This is a genomic window from Halomonas sp. HK25 (assembly GCF_047795635.1).
Taxonomy (GTDB): domain Bacteria; phylum Pseudomonadota; class Gammaproteobacteria; order Pseudomonadales; family Halomonadaceae; genus Halomonas.
The window spans coordinates 3,882,337-3,894,957 of record NZ_CP181044.1; the positions used below are offsets into that span (position 1 = coordinate 3,882,337).

At 61.8% G+C, this 12,621-nt stretch carries 6 protein-coding genes, 1 pseudogene and 1 CRISPR repeat array; of the genes and pseudogenes, 3 read left to right on the forward strand and 4 right to left on the reverse strand.

Annotated features, from left to right (window positions below; translation table 11 throughout):
- Positions 1-142: 142 nt before the first annotated feature.
- The 3 genes and pseudogenes from ACM26W_RS18280 to ACM26W_RS18290 all read left to right on the forward strand — a co-directional run.
- Positions 143-2,113 carry a diguanylate cyclase gene (locus tag ACM26W_RS18280; protein ID WP_416138380.1) on the forward strand — a complete coding sequence of 657 codons (1,971 nt, stop codon included), beginning with the start codon at positions 143-145 and terminating at the stop codon, positions 2,111-2,113.
- 264 nt (positions 2,114-2,377) lie between these two features.
- Entirely contained in the window at positions 2,378-3,916 is a 1,539-nt protein-coding gene (istA, locus tag ACM26W_RS18285) for an IS21 family transposase (protein ID WP_416138381.1), read from the forward strand.
- A 19-nt stretch (positions 3,917-3,935) separates the two neighbouring features.
- Positions 3,936-4,178: pseudogene (locus tag ACM26W_RS18290) on the forward strand (ATP-binding protein); the annotation flags it as partial.
- Between the two features lie 56 nt (positions 4,179-4,234).
- A CRISPR array of direct repeats spans positions 4,235-8,523; the repeat unit is 28 nt; unit sequence TTTCTGAGCTGCCTGGGCGGCAGCGAAC.
- Between the two features lie 129 nt (positions 8,524-8,652).
- Here ACM26W_RS18290 and cas6f read toward each other — a convergent pair.
- Genes cas6f through csy1 form a run of 4 tightly spaced genes read right to left on the reverse strand, consistent with a single transcriptional unit; the run spans position 8,653 to position 12,608 of the window.
- On the reverse strand, positions 8,653-9,222 hold the full coding sequence (cas6f, locus tag ACM26W_RS18295; protein WP_416138382.1) for a type I-F CRISPR-associated endoribonuclease Cas6/Csy4: 570 nt from the start codon (positions 9,220-9,222) through the stop codon (positions 8,653-8,655).
- Positions 9,223-9,225: 3 nt separating this feature from the next.
- Positions 9,226-10,263: a type I-F CRISPR-associated protein Csy3 gene (gene csy3 / locus ACM26W_RS18300; protein WP_416138383.1), complete on the reverse strand. Its 1,038-nt coding sequence runs from the start codon at positions 10,261-10,263 to the stop codon at positions 9,226-9,228.
- Positions 10,264-10,278: 15 nt separating this feature from the next.
- Complete coding sequence (gene csy2, locus ACM26W_RS18305) at positions 10,279-11,262, reverse strand: type I-F CRISPR-associated protein Csy2 (RefSeq protein WP_416138384.1); 984 nt, start codon at positions 11,260-11,262, stop codon at positions 10,279-10,281.
- Positions 11,259-12,608, reverse strand: coding sequence for a type I-F CRISPR-associated protein Csy1 (gene csy1, locus ACM26W_RS18310; protein ID WP_416138385.1), 1,350 nt, complete (start codon positions 12,606-12,608; stop codon positions 11,259-11,261). Before csy1 ends, csy2 begins: the two co-directional genes overlap by 4 nt.
- Between the last annotated feature and the right edge of the window lie 13 nt (positions 12,609-12,621).

The window sequence follows — 12,621 nt, forward strand, 5'->3', positions numbered from 1 at the left end:
CTCTCCCCAGCGTGAGGGGGCATGGACACCATGCCGCTCCACGTCTCTCCCCCCAAGGTGAACAGCGTGTCTTATCCTTGGCGACTTACCCCAGAATACGCCAGCCTCGCTTCCTCGCGTCATTCTTTCTGGAGATGCTTCAGTGACGCTGAAAGTCCTCTGCACCCGCCTGGCCCTGGCCGTCGTCGTGCCTGTCGTGCTGGTGACGGCCACCCTGTACCCGATCTTTCGGGCCCAACTCGATGCCCGGCTCCAGGGCGCCCAGGCCGGTGCCGAGACGATGCTGGAAGCGGGGCACGAGTCGCTTAAGCGCGGCATGAACGAAAGTCTCAACCATGCCCTGGCCACGGCCGAGATGCCCCTGCTCACGCGCTACCTCAGCCGCGTGGGAGAGGCCCACTCGCCTTATCAGGCCGATGCCCAACAGCTCACCGCCGAGCGGCTCGCGTCTCTGTTCGACACCCTGCTGACCCACTATGAACGCTACACCAAACTGGTCCTGATCGACCCGCAAGGACGCGAGTTGTTGCATGTCAGCCATGGCCAGCAGCGACACCAGCTGTCTCCAGCGGCCTCGCATGCCGATGCCGAGTATTTTCGGGAAGCCAAGACGCTGTTTCCCCGTGACCTCTACGTCTCACCCCCCGGACGCGACCTTCGATACGAGAATGCCGGCGACGGCCTGGTGCCCGTGGTCGACATCGCGACCCCGGTCTTTGATGCTCAGGGTGAACGCAAGGGCGTGCTGCTGCTCAGCCTGGATTGGCAGTATCTGACCACTGGCCTGCACCACGCCATGGCCATCGACGAGGCCGCACAGCCCCTTCTGATGGATGCCCAGGGCATCTGGTTGCTGGCCGATACGGATGCGCCGATGCGCTTCGGGAGAAGTTTCGCAACCGCGTACCCTGACGCCTGGGAGGCGCTCTCGCGGCGCAACCAAGGAAAGGCAGATCTGGGGGATCACCGGGTACTGTTCCAGGCGGAAGATATCCGCACCCAGAACTACCGAAGCCAGGCCGGCATGGTGTATAGCCTGCCGGGGTATCACCCCTGGCGGCTGGGTATCATGCTTCCCAAGCCAAGTCTGGGGACACTGCTGTCACAGGATCGGGCCCCGCTGCTGATCATGACCCTGCTGTATGGCCTGTCCATCGCCTTCGGCGTGTTCTGGGCCCTGAGCAGCCATCGTCAGAGGGTCCTCCGGCGGCACGCCCAGCAGCACGCCAGAGAGGTGCGCGATCTCTATGAGCATGCGCCGTGCGGGTATCATTCGCTGGATGCCGACGGTCGCATCGTGAAGATGAATCTTACCGAGCTCGACTGGCTAGGCTATCGTGGCGACGAGGTGATCGGCCAAGTGCTCTATCGGGACTTCGTCACCCCCGAGACGCGTGAGGCGTTCAAGGCCGCCTTTCAGGCGGTCCTGGGGCCGGACGAGGAAGGCTCGGCCGAGTGCGAGCTGCTCACCCGGCACGGGGAGAAGCTCCCTGTCGTCATCCAAGCCACGGCCTACACCACGCCCCGCGGTTTCGTTTACTCCCGTGCCATGGTCTTCGACCTGAGCGAACGCAAAAAGCTGGAAGAGACGCTGGCTCGCCAGGCCATGACCGACCCGCTGACAGGACTCGGCAACCGACGTTACCTGCAGGACCAGGCGGCCATGGAGATCGCTCGCGCCAAGCGCAGCGGGGCGCCGCTCAGCCTGATCGCCATCGACCTGGACCACTTCAAGCGCATCAATGATGAATATGGTCACGACGTGGGCGATCTGGTGCTGCAGGCCTTCGCCAATACGGCGCGCGATCAACTGCGCGACGGCGATGTGCTGTGCCGGATGGGCGGCGAGGAGTTTGCCGTGCTGCTGCCCAACACCTCCCACGAGCAGGCCTTGCAGGTGGCTGAGCGCATTCGCCAGGCGATAATTACGACGCCGGCCAAGGTGGGTCCCGTTGTTATCGAGACGGGACAGCTGGCCTATTCCGCCTCGCTGGGCGTGACCTTGATCATGGCCGATGAGGTCTCGCTGAAGCCCGCTATCAAGCGCGCTGACCAGAATCTGTACGCGGCCAAGAAACAAGGACGCAACCAGGTACACGGGCAACCTGCGTGACGAAAGGGCAATCACAACCCTACTGGCACTCTTGCGTATTCCGCGCCATCGTGACCGCCCGTTCCGATCTATCGTGACCGACCATTCCGGGCCAACGTGACCGGCCATTCCGTTTCATCGTGACCGATTTCGGCCTCTTTCCCGGAATCCGCGGTCACGATGCCGGAATCATCGGTCACGTTCCCGGAATCTCACCTAACTCGCTGGAATGATTCGGACTTTTACGGCATACCCCTCCTGTTGCCTTTGCCCCTGGAGGGGACCATGCCAGCACCGAGGATTCCCATGCGAACCATCACCGAGGTGTTGCGCCTCAAGTACGACGCCGGCCTCAGCCACGAGAAGATTGCGCGGGCCTGCGGCCTCTCCAAGGGCGTGGTCAGCAAGTACGTCAGCCTGGCGCAGGTCGCCGGCATCCGCTGGCCGTTGCCCGACGGCACCGACGAGGCGGCGCTGGAGGCGAGGCTGTTCCCGGCCAAGACGCCGCCGGTGCGCTTCTCGGCACCGGACTACTTCCAGATCCACCAGGCTCTCAAGCGCAAGGGCGTGACCCTGCAGCTGCTGTGGGCGGAGTACATCGAGGTCCACGGCGACATGGCGTACCGCTACAGTCGATTCTGCGATCATTACCGCGCCTGGCGGGACCGCCAGCGGCGCAGCATGCGCCAGGTCCACCGCGCCGGCGAGAAGCTGTTCATCGACTACTGCGGCCCCACCGTGCCGATCATCAACCAGGCCACCGGCGAGGTGCGCCAGGCCCAGGTGTTCGTCGCCGTGCTGGGCGCCTCCAGCTACACCTACGCCAAGGCGACCTGGAGTCAGTCGCTGCCCGACTGGATCGCCTCTCACCAGCGTGCCTTCCAGTTCCTCGGCGGGGTGCCGGAACTGCTCGTCCCGGACAACCTGAAGAGCGCCGTGACGCGGGCGTGCCGCTACGAGAGCCAGCTCAATACGACCTACGCCGAGATGGCGCAGCACTACCAGGTCGCCGTGCTGCCGGCGCGACCCTACAAGCCGAAGGACAAGGCCAAGGCGGAAGCCGGTGTGCTGCTGGTGGAGCGTTGGATACTGGCCCGCCTGCGCCATCACACCTTTTTCACCCTGGCCTCGCTGAATCAGGCCATCCGCGAGCTACTGGAGGACCTCAACCGGCGGCCCTTCCAGGGCCGGGAAGAGAGCCGGCGCGACCTGTTCGAGGCCATCGACCGGCCGGTGCTGCGCCCGCTGCCGGAGACGCCCTACGAGTACGCCGAGTGGCGCAAGGCCAAGCCCGGCATCGACTACCACCTCGACATCGACAAGCGCCTCTACAGCGTCCCCCACAGCCTGGTCGGCCAGGTGCTGGAGGTCCGCCTGACCCACACCGTGGTCGAGGTGTTCCACAAGGGGCACCGGGTGGCGGCGCACCCGCGCCACGCGCCGGGGCGCTTCTCGACCCTGGCCGAGCACATGCCCAAGCGGCACCAGGGCCATCGCGACTGGTCGCCGAGCCGCTTCCTTGAGTGGGCGACAGGCATCGGCGTCGCCACGCGGGAAATGACCCAGCGACAGCTCCAGGACCGCCCCCACCCCGAGCATGGCTACCGTGCCTGCCTGGGCCTGCTGCAGCTCAGCCGGCGCTACGGCAAGGACCGCCTGGAGCAGGCCTGCGCCCATGCCCTGGCGATCCCCACCACCCGCTACAGCAGCATCGCCTCGATCCTCAAGCAGGGGCTGGATCAGCAGCCGATGCTGACGTTACCCGAGGCCCTCGACGACCTGCCGCCCCACACCAACGTGCGCGGCCGCGAGTACTACCACTGACCCGAGGAAACGACCGATGATGACCCAGCCCCTGCTCGACACCCTGCGCCACCTGAAGCTGACCGGCATGCATGATGCCCTGGCCCACCAGCTCACCCAGCCGGACACCTACGACCTGCCGTTCGAGGATCGCCTGGGCATGCTGCTCGACCGCGAGGTGCTGCACCGTGACAACCGCCGCCTCGACCGCCTGCTGAAGGCCGCCAAGCTGCGCGTCACGGCCTGCGTCGAGGACATCGACTACCGCCACCCCCGCGGCCTGGAGCGGCGCCATGCGGCAGCGAACCAGGTTCAGAACTTACCCCCGTATTACTACACTTTCTGAGCTGCCTGGGCGGCAGCGAACCTGACCGGCCAGGGCTGCGCCGAGGTGTCGCTTTTCTGAGCTGCCTGGGCGGCAGCGAACCCCTGGCCGCATCGCTGTCATCATGGGGCATATTTCTGAGCTGCCTGGGCGGCAGCGAACGCATGACCACGGTGCGGCGCTGGTGTCGGGAATTTCTGAGCTGCCTGGGCGGCAGCGAACGGGTGACCAGGCGGGCGTAGACGGTGGCTTCGTTTCTGAGCTGCCTGGGCGGCAGCGAACCTGGGCCTGCTCGGGGGTCAGCAGTTCGTCCTTTTCTGAGCTGCCTGGGCGGCAGCGAACTGGTACGCACCTGGCGCCGGCTGGTGGAGCTGTTTCTGAGCTGCCTGGGCGGCAGCGAACCCGGCCATGGCTCTGCCGCTGGCTTGCGATCATTTCTGAGCTGCCTGGGCGGCAGCGAACCACAGCCCTGAGTTGTCCTGATTCAGCGTGTATTTCTGAGCTGCCTGGGCGGCAGCGAACCGGTGGGATTCACGCTGGTGTCGGGCGCATGATTTCTGAGCTGCCTGGGCGGCAGCGAACCGAGCAAGAGCTGGGAGGTGACTGATGATCGTTTTCTGAGCTGCCTGGGCGGCAGCGAACATTACCCACATCGGTATCTATGATGGTGTCGTTTTCTGAGCTGCCTGGGCGGCAGCGAACGGAGAGAGCCGTGCTTCCGCATCACTGATCGTTTTCTGAGCTGCCTGGGCGGCAGCGAACCTGAAAGTCGCCCGGAGCAGCCTCGACGTAGTTTTCTGAGCTGCCTGGGCGGCAGCGAACAGTCCGTGGAGCCAGATCATCACGCTGATCAGTTTCTGAGCTGCCTGGGCGGCAGCGAACCAGGTCCCGTGCGAGCCGCGGCTGGAGGAGGATTTCTGAGCTGCCTGGGCGGCAGCGAACATCGCGACAGGCGACTACGCATCGGCCTGTGATTTCTGAGCTGCCTGGGCGGCAGCGAACGGCTCCCCTGCCAGCGCAAGGAATACCGGCTTTTTCTGAGCTGCCTGGGCGGCAGCGAACGCGTCCCTCTTTTCGTGGGTACTACTGCTGAATTTCTGAGCTGCCTGGGCGGCAGCGAACGAGAGGGCGTTCGTGCAGGGCGGCCAGGTGGTTTTCTGAGCTGCCTGGGCGGCAGCGAACCTTTTCAGCAACACTGCGCTTCAGGTTGAGCATTTCTGAGCTGCCTGGGCGGCAGCGAACACCACTTTCGGTCCTCTCCAGCATCTCGGGATTTTCTGAGCTGCCTGGGCGGCAGCGAACTTGCTTGTAGGTCAGGCCTTCGTCCACCAGCATTTCTGAGCTGCCTGGGCGGCAGCGAACGCACTGGTCTTTCACGGCCTCGGTCAGCTTCATTTCTGAGCTGCCTGGGCGGCAGCGAACGCGCTGCTGCGTGCGGACCTGGCGGGCAGCATTTTCTGAGCTGCCTGGGCGGCAGCGAACATATGTGGCCGCTGTTCCGCCCTGCTCGACCATTTCTGAGCTGCCTGGGCGGCAGCGAACGTCATGCGGCTGCGCTTGAGCAGGAGCATCCATTTCTGAGCTGCCTGGGCGGCAGCGAACCTGGCCGAGTTCGCCGAGTACCAACTGGTGCGTTTCTGAGCTGCCTGGGCGGCAGCGAACTCCGTATTGACTGGGAAGCTGCTGAAGTGATTTTTCTGAGCTGCCTGGGCGGCAGCGAACGCATTACGCGGGTTCGGGACAGTCACTGTGTATTTCTGAGCTGCCTGGGCGGCAGCGAACCTCGTCCAAGTCGATGAATGCCGTGGCATCGATTTCTGAGCTGCCTGGGCGGCAGCGAACCTGCAGGTGGGCCAGGAAGGCACGCCGCGCCTCTTTCTGAGCTGCCTGGGCGGCAGCGAACTGGTGGGGGAGAGCGTCGGCGAGATCATGACCTTTCTGAGCTGCCTGGGCGGCAGCGAACGCGCTGCTGCGTGCGGACCTGGCGGGCAGCATTTTCTGAGCTGCCTGGGCGGCAGCGAACGCAATCACGCCCCACAGCTCGGGCTTGGGCATTTTCTGAGCTGCCTGGGCGGCAGCGAACAGCATAAGCGCCGCCCATGGCCAGCAGCACCTTTTCTGAGCTGCCTGGGCGGCAGCGAACATCCATCCGGATGCCATCGATCCACTCCGTTATTTCTGAGCTGCCTGGGCGGCAGCGAACTGATGCGGCGCCTGGGGCTGGTCAGCATCACATTTCTGAGCTGCCTGGGCGGCAGCGAACGCTGCGCGGGTGGCGAGGCCGTGGGCGGCTCATTTCTGAGCTGCCTGGGCGGCAGCGAACTGGTGGACTGAGGCGCCCGCACCGCATCCTGGTTTCTGAGCTGCCTGGGCGGCAGCGAACGCGCAGCAATGGCTGCACCGTCCATGCTGTCGTTTCTGAGCTGCCTGGGCGGCAGCGAACCCCCGGGCCATCACCGCCGAGACCGGGCACAATTTCTGAGCTGCCTGGGCGGCAGCGAACGATCAGGCACTGCTCGATCTTGCTGGCGTGCTTTTCTGAGCTGCCTGGGCGGCAGCGAACTCCTCGAGGAGCTGGTGGAGCTCGGCGAGGGTTTTCTGAGCTGCCTGGGCGGCAGCGAACTGCTTCATGGCCTGCTTGGCAAGATGACGCTTTTTCTGAGCTGCCTGGGCGGCAGCGAACGTCGTTAACGGCTACCTCCAGCCTGAGTGATATTTCTGAGCTGCCTGGGCGGCAGCGAACAGGTACGCCACCCCGCACTCATCACGCAGCCATTTCTGAGCTGCCTGGGCGGCAGCGAACTGTGGCTCACCGCTGAGCTGGCGGGTGGGTTATTTCTGAGCTGCCTGGGCGGCAGCGAACTGGGGCCTGGTGATCTGGCGCCTGATGGTAGATTTCTGAGCTGCCTGGGCGGCAGCGAACCGGCGCCAAATGGTGTTCACGCTGGGCGGCCATTTCTGAGCTGCCTGGGCGGCAGCGAACGCGGATTTCCTCTACCGCGTCGGTCAGCCGCTTTTCTGAGCTGCCTGGGCGGCAGCGAACGAGCGCAAGCTGGCCCAGGAGGAGAACCCGGTTTTCTGAGCTGCCTGGGCGGCAGCGAACGAAGCCCTTTACCTTGGCAACTGGAACGTAAATTTCTGAGCTGCCTGGGCGGCAGCGAACGAGGGATCAATCATACCCACCCGCCGACCATATTTCTGAGCTGCCTGGGCGGCAGCGAACTCAGGCTCCGGACATGAAAAAGCCCAGCGCTTTTTCTGAGCTGCCTGGGCGGCAGCGAACAGACCCTGGATAAACGACACGGTAGCCAGGCGTTTCTGAGCTGCCTGGGCGGCAGCGAACAATTACTACCGCGATGGCCAGCCGCCTAGCTTTTTCTGAGCTGCCTGGGCGGCAGCGAACGGCATGGCCAGCAGGGCGGGCGGACATCGCCATTTCTGAGCTGCCTGGGCGGCAGCGAACGACACCGACGACGTGCCCACCTGGCGCCAGGTTTTCTGAGCTGCCTGGGCGGCAGCGAACTCATTGGGCCTCCTCCCTCAGCAGCAGCTCGATTTCTGAGCTGCCTGGGCGGCAGCGAACGCAGGCGCCTTTGCGGTTGGGGATCAGGTAGATTTCTGAGCTGCCTGGGCGGCAGCGAACCGCTACCGCTGGCGCCATGAGGCGGTGCGAATTTTCTGAGCTGCCTGGGCGGCAGCGAACTATCTGGATAGTCTAGCTCGAATGATAGTTGTTTTCTGAGCTGCCTGGGCGGCAGCGAACCCAGGGAAGCAGGTATATAAGGGTCAATTTCATTTCTGAGCTGCCTGGGCGGCAGCGAACCTACGGCGGATTGGTACGGTCGCTATGTCGAATTTCTGAGCTGCCTGGGCGGCAGCGAACCTAAGATTCGATTGGGTGCTCTTGCATCTCTTTTTCTGAGCTGCCTGGGCGGCAGCGAACACTGAGACAAACGCTTGTCTCGCGCCGTATTGTTTCTGAGCTGCCTGGGCGGCAGCGAACGTGATGCACTGGAATGGTATTGATGACCGTCATTTCTGAGCTGCCTGGGCGGCAGCGAACAGCCTGACCCATGTAGATCATCGCTTGATCCATTTCTGAGCTGCCTGGGCGGCAGCGAACTCGTCGTGAGGCCGATTGCGAAACGTCTGTCTTTTCTGAGCTGCCTGGGCGGCAGCGAACGGTTACGAGTCGCATGGTCAAGTCCTCCCCAGTTTCTGAGCTGCCTGGGCGGCAGCGAACACCTGAATCGCACCCGGAAGCGCGCCGGCAATTTTCTGAGCTGCCTGGGCGGCAGCGAACAAGAGCTTTTTAAAGGTAAGCGACTGATTGTTAAAGAGCAATAGATTGATAGAACAGCGCCTCCCTTTTTAGAGAGGCGCTGATAACTATCTGATTCTCCAAACTCTACAGAAGCGCCTAGAAAAAGGGTCAGAACCAGGGCACCGTGGCCTCACTGCTCAACCCGTAGTGGTTGAAGCGGCCGGCGACAGGCCGAACTTGTGGTTGGCCATGCTCGATGAATAGCGCAAACCGCTGCCCACTAGAACGACTACTGACCTTCACAAAAGGCAAATCGATCTGCCTGGCGGCGGGCTTATCCATCAAGCACTGCGCTTCTTCGATTTCGATGCCATGCCGCTTGGCATAACGCTTTGCTCGGCTCGGGCTTCCGGTATTGAACTGTCGGCGCCGAACGACTCTGTGCCGCGTTTCAGCAGGGACTGGCGTTACAGGCTCAATGATCACGTGGTCGCGCATGCCGGTGAGCCACGAGAGCGCCATTAGCTGATCCAGCCGCGCCTGAGGAGCGTGCAGTCGAAGCCGATCACCCGGCGTACGCGCACGCACACCGGTCTTGTGATCGGGAAAACTCACGCCGATGTCATCGGCTTGCAGATCATGGAGCGCCCGATGCAGCTTGCTGTAGAGCGCCCCCAACAGCATCGCAGCCGGAAAGTCTGGATCGGGCCGCAGACGAATATCGAGATAGTATTCCATGACTCACCCCGCATCGCCGAAGACGCCGCCACGGATAAGGGTCGCCATAACGAAGTGCTGTTGCTCGGCAGGAGGGACTTGGTCTTTAAGCAGCCAGTTATCGAGCAAGTTGTAGAAATCTACCTTCTGCTTCGGCTGTCGGTAGGCGCTGCCCTGAGTGGTCACCGAGCCATAGGGCTCTACGGCGATTGGGCCTAGGTCGCTGCCATCATCCGGTACCGGGTACCAGCTATCGATGGTGCGCAGGGCATTACCCAATTTCTGGGAGTGGATGGCGGCGTTTTTATCGTCACCAATGCTATAAAGCGTCTTGCTCTTGTCACCACGCGAACGGTCCAGAATCAGCTCCTGCGAGGGGAACACTTCCTGGCCGGCGCCGACTCGGGCAAAGGCCACCACATCGAGCAGCAGATAATGCTCGCCGGATAACGCCTCATTGATGTGGCTACCCAACTCACGAGTGGCTTCGCTGCCTTCAAAGTCACGCAGCGAATGATCTAACGCATTGAACGTCCATTGCTGCTCTGGTTTGCCATCCTTCATCTGACTGACGATGACCTCGACCTCCTCCGCGCCGACGCGATTGCGCCACAGGAAGCGGCCATTGGCGAGGTTGCAGGCATAGCGGTGAGCGAGTTCGCTAAAGCCGTGCTCGCTGACATAGCCCGCCACCGTAGCCTTTAGTTTGCGCTGATACTCGGCATTGTTGCAGGCTGAAGGTGTCCCGGCGCCAGACAGCACACGCAGGGTAAAGTGCACCGCAAGGGTATCGACATCATGCGACAGTGCTGCGACATCGACGGTCTGGAGGTTGGGGTTTTCGATGGCAGCGTCGAGCTTGGCTGGGTCCTGGTCCTTGGCTTTCAAGCGGTTGGAGATGGTGCCGCGAACCGACTTTTCGCGAACCGGAATACCACGCCACTGGGTATACTGGGCTCGGTCATCCCAGGCGCCGGCGCTGAATAGCGCATCAGAGGGGTCAAGCTTGCGCTCAAAAGCGAGAACGGAAGCTGTCTTGAGTGCGTCATCTTTCTTAGCCATGAGAGGTTTCCTACGTCAGTCGTTGATCAAAGTATCGGTATAGTCGTTGTTCAATCGATAGATGCCGCGTTCGAGGTCATTTTCCACGAACCACATCAGGGCTTCGGGATCCTGAATACGGTGAGGGCTTACCCACTCGCCGATGGAGTAGAGGCTTTCGACGAATTGAAACGGCACTTCCGGGTCGCGGGCGTTGGTCACCGCGCCGGGGTCAAGCAGATCGGAGATGGCGCCGTAACCCACCGGAATCGGTACCAACCACCCAGGATAAGGGCGACGCATCTCCCAGCTCACCTCCTCCTTGGTTTCACCATTTTTTTCAGTGGTGGCAGTGAGGTGACACTCGTGATTAAGTCGCGAAAGATCGAGCCAAGCGTCCAGCGGGGTGGCATGTTGATCTTCCGCCTTGAGCGTAGCGGTGTGCTCGGCTAGTCGGTCGTCGCGAAGCACCAGCGAAAATCCCGGCAGTAGTCGACGCTTGATTCGACGCCACTGCCTGGCGCTTTCCTGCTCATCGGCATCGAAGCTGACCAGCTCCGGCCAGTGCCGCCTCTCGCCGGGGCGAGCTGGCATCACGCTACCGCCTGCGATGCGCATACCCTGAACCTGCTGATAGAGCTGTTGAGCAATGGCCTGGCGGCGGTCTACGTTTTTCAGGTCATCCCCTCCGTCAGCCTCGACGCCGATCAGTAGCGAGATTTCCAGATGCGCCCGGCCTTCCTCGACGATAGCCGCCGTGCTGCCGCTCTTGTCTACCGGATTGCGAGTGAGGTGAAAGGCGCGGGTGAAACCACCTTCCGTAACCTGAGGATCGATACGGTGACACACCACACCGATTTCGTTGAAAACCAGCCTGATATCATCCGGCAGGTTGCGTTCTAGCGCCTGTACCGTCCCCATGAAGGCACTCATGGCGGGAAAGCCCCATGTCATCGGGCTGGAAATAGCGTTCGCGTTCTGGATGCGCAGCCGAGGGAGCACCAACAGATGATTGATCATGCGAGGGCCTCCGTATCTTCTTCATCGTGTAGTGCGCCCTGCAGATCGACGAGCTGACGGCGAAACTCAGTCACGATGCCTTCAAACCGGCGTTTCCAGTGATGGTGTTCTGCATCTCCGAAGCTCATTGGGCTCTTATAATTCAGTTCACGATTGAGCCAGTTGGCGGCGCGTGAGCTAACGACTTCGTGCCAGTCAGACTGGCGGCGCGCCTCGGCAAACTCGCTATCCTCATGTGCCCGCCCTGGATCCAGCCAGTAATGCTCTTCCGGGACCAACTGACACTTTTCATCAGCCGTCCAGCCAGGGGTGAGGGAGTGGATATCGAATGTAAACAGCATCAGCTCGTCGATCAGCATAGCGGTCAGGTCGTCGTGCAGATCGCGGGTGTGCATGTTCTTGCTGGGGTCGGTTTCCAGAAAGCGCTTCAGCTCGCCCAGAATACGCCTGACATCAGGGCGTCCTTTGAACGCTCGGAAGGCATCACGCATTGGGGCGTAAACCTCGCTTGACTGCCAATTAGGGGGCAGGGAGGCGAGGAGATAATTCTGGCCGCCCCGTTCGCTGTTGAGCTGCGAGATGTTTTGTGGCTTGGTACCGCCGAGTTTCTGGACTGCCAGATTGGGGTAGCTGATATACCCCCCCTCAAAAAGCGTCTTATCCTTCAGCGCTTTGCGTGCCGCCTTGTTGTGATCACCAAAGAACCAAGTATTGGGACTGGCCTGGGCGTAGAAACGGTGAGTGAGCGCTGTGGCATAGAGTGGCGCCAGTAACCGATAGCTTTCATCATCGGTTGGATCGTCGCCGACCAGCCAGTAGAGCTGTTTCCCCATGACATGAGAGCTGGGCCTACCCTTGGGCTCAGTAATGCTCGCAAAGGCATGCACCCAGCTTTCTGCCTCGGCGCGATCCTGGCTCAAGGCACCGATCAATACTTCATCGAAATCTAGCGCCAGCTCCAGCAAGGAGCGGCCCTGCCACTCAAGTTTGAGAAACTTATAGACGTCCAGCGCCGCTGCGTTGCCGACGACATCGCCCTGAAAGTCGGATGGCAGGCAGTGGCTACCTACCAGATCACCTTGGGTGAGCTTACTAGGTTCGATATAGAGGTTCGTTCCCTTAGCATCTGGATGAATTGCCTTCAGAGAATGTGTGACCACTTGCAGCTGACTGACACGGCGGGCGGCATCGGCAAGCCAGGTTTTCGGCTCGAACTGCTGCTGCAGCTCAAGGTACTTTGGGTCGTCCGCTAGAAGCTTTTCTGCCTTGGTCGCGAAGCGGTCATGAATAAACTCATGAATTAGATCCTTGACCGAAGATGGCGGACTGTTTACTCGTTCAGTCATAAAACTCCTCGAA

Excerpts from the sequence above, each read along its gene's own strand:
- istA (WP_416138381.1), top strand. The coding sequence starts at position 2,378 with ATGCCAGCACCGAGGATTCCCATGCGAACCATCACCGAGGTGTTGCGC.
- cas6f (WP_416138382.1), bottom strand. The coding sequence starts at position 9,222 with ATGGAATACTATCTCGATATTCGTCTGCGGCCCGATCCAGACTTTCCG.
- csy3 (WP_416138383.1), bottom strand. The coding sequence starts at position 10,263 with ATGGCTAAGAAAGATGACGCACTCAAGACAGCTTCCGTTCTCGCTTTT.
- csy2 (WP_416138384.1), bottom strand. The coding sequence starts at position 11,262 with ATGATCAATCATCTGTTGGTGCTCCCTCGGCTGCGCATCCAGAACGCG.
- csy1 (WP_416138385.1), bottom strand. The coding sequence starts at position 12,608 with ATGACTGAACGAGTAAACAGTCCGCCATCTTCGGTCAAGGATCTAATT.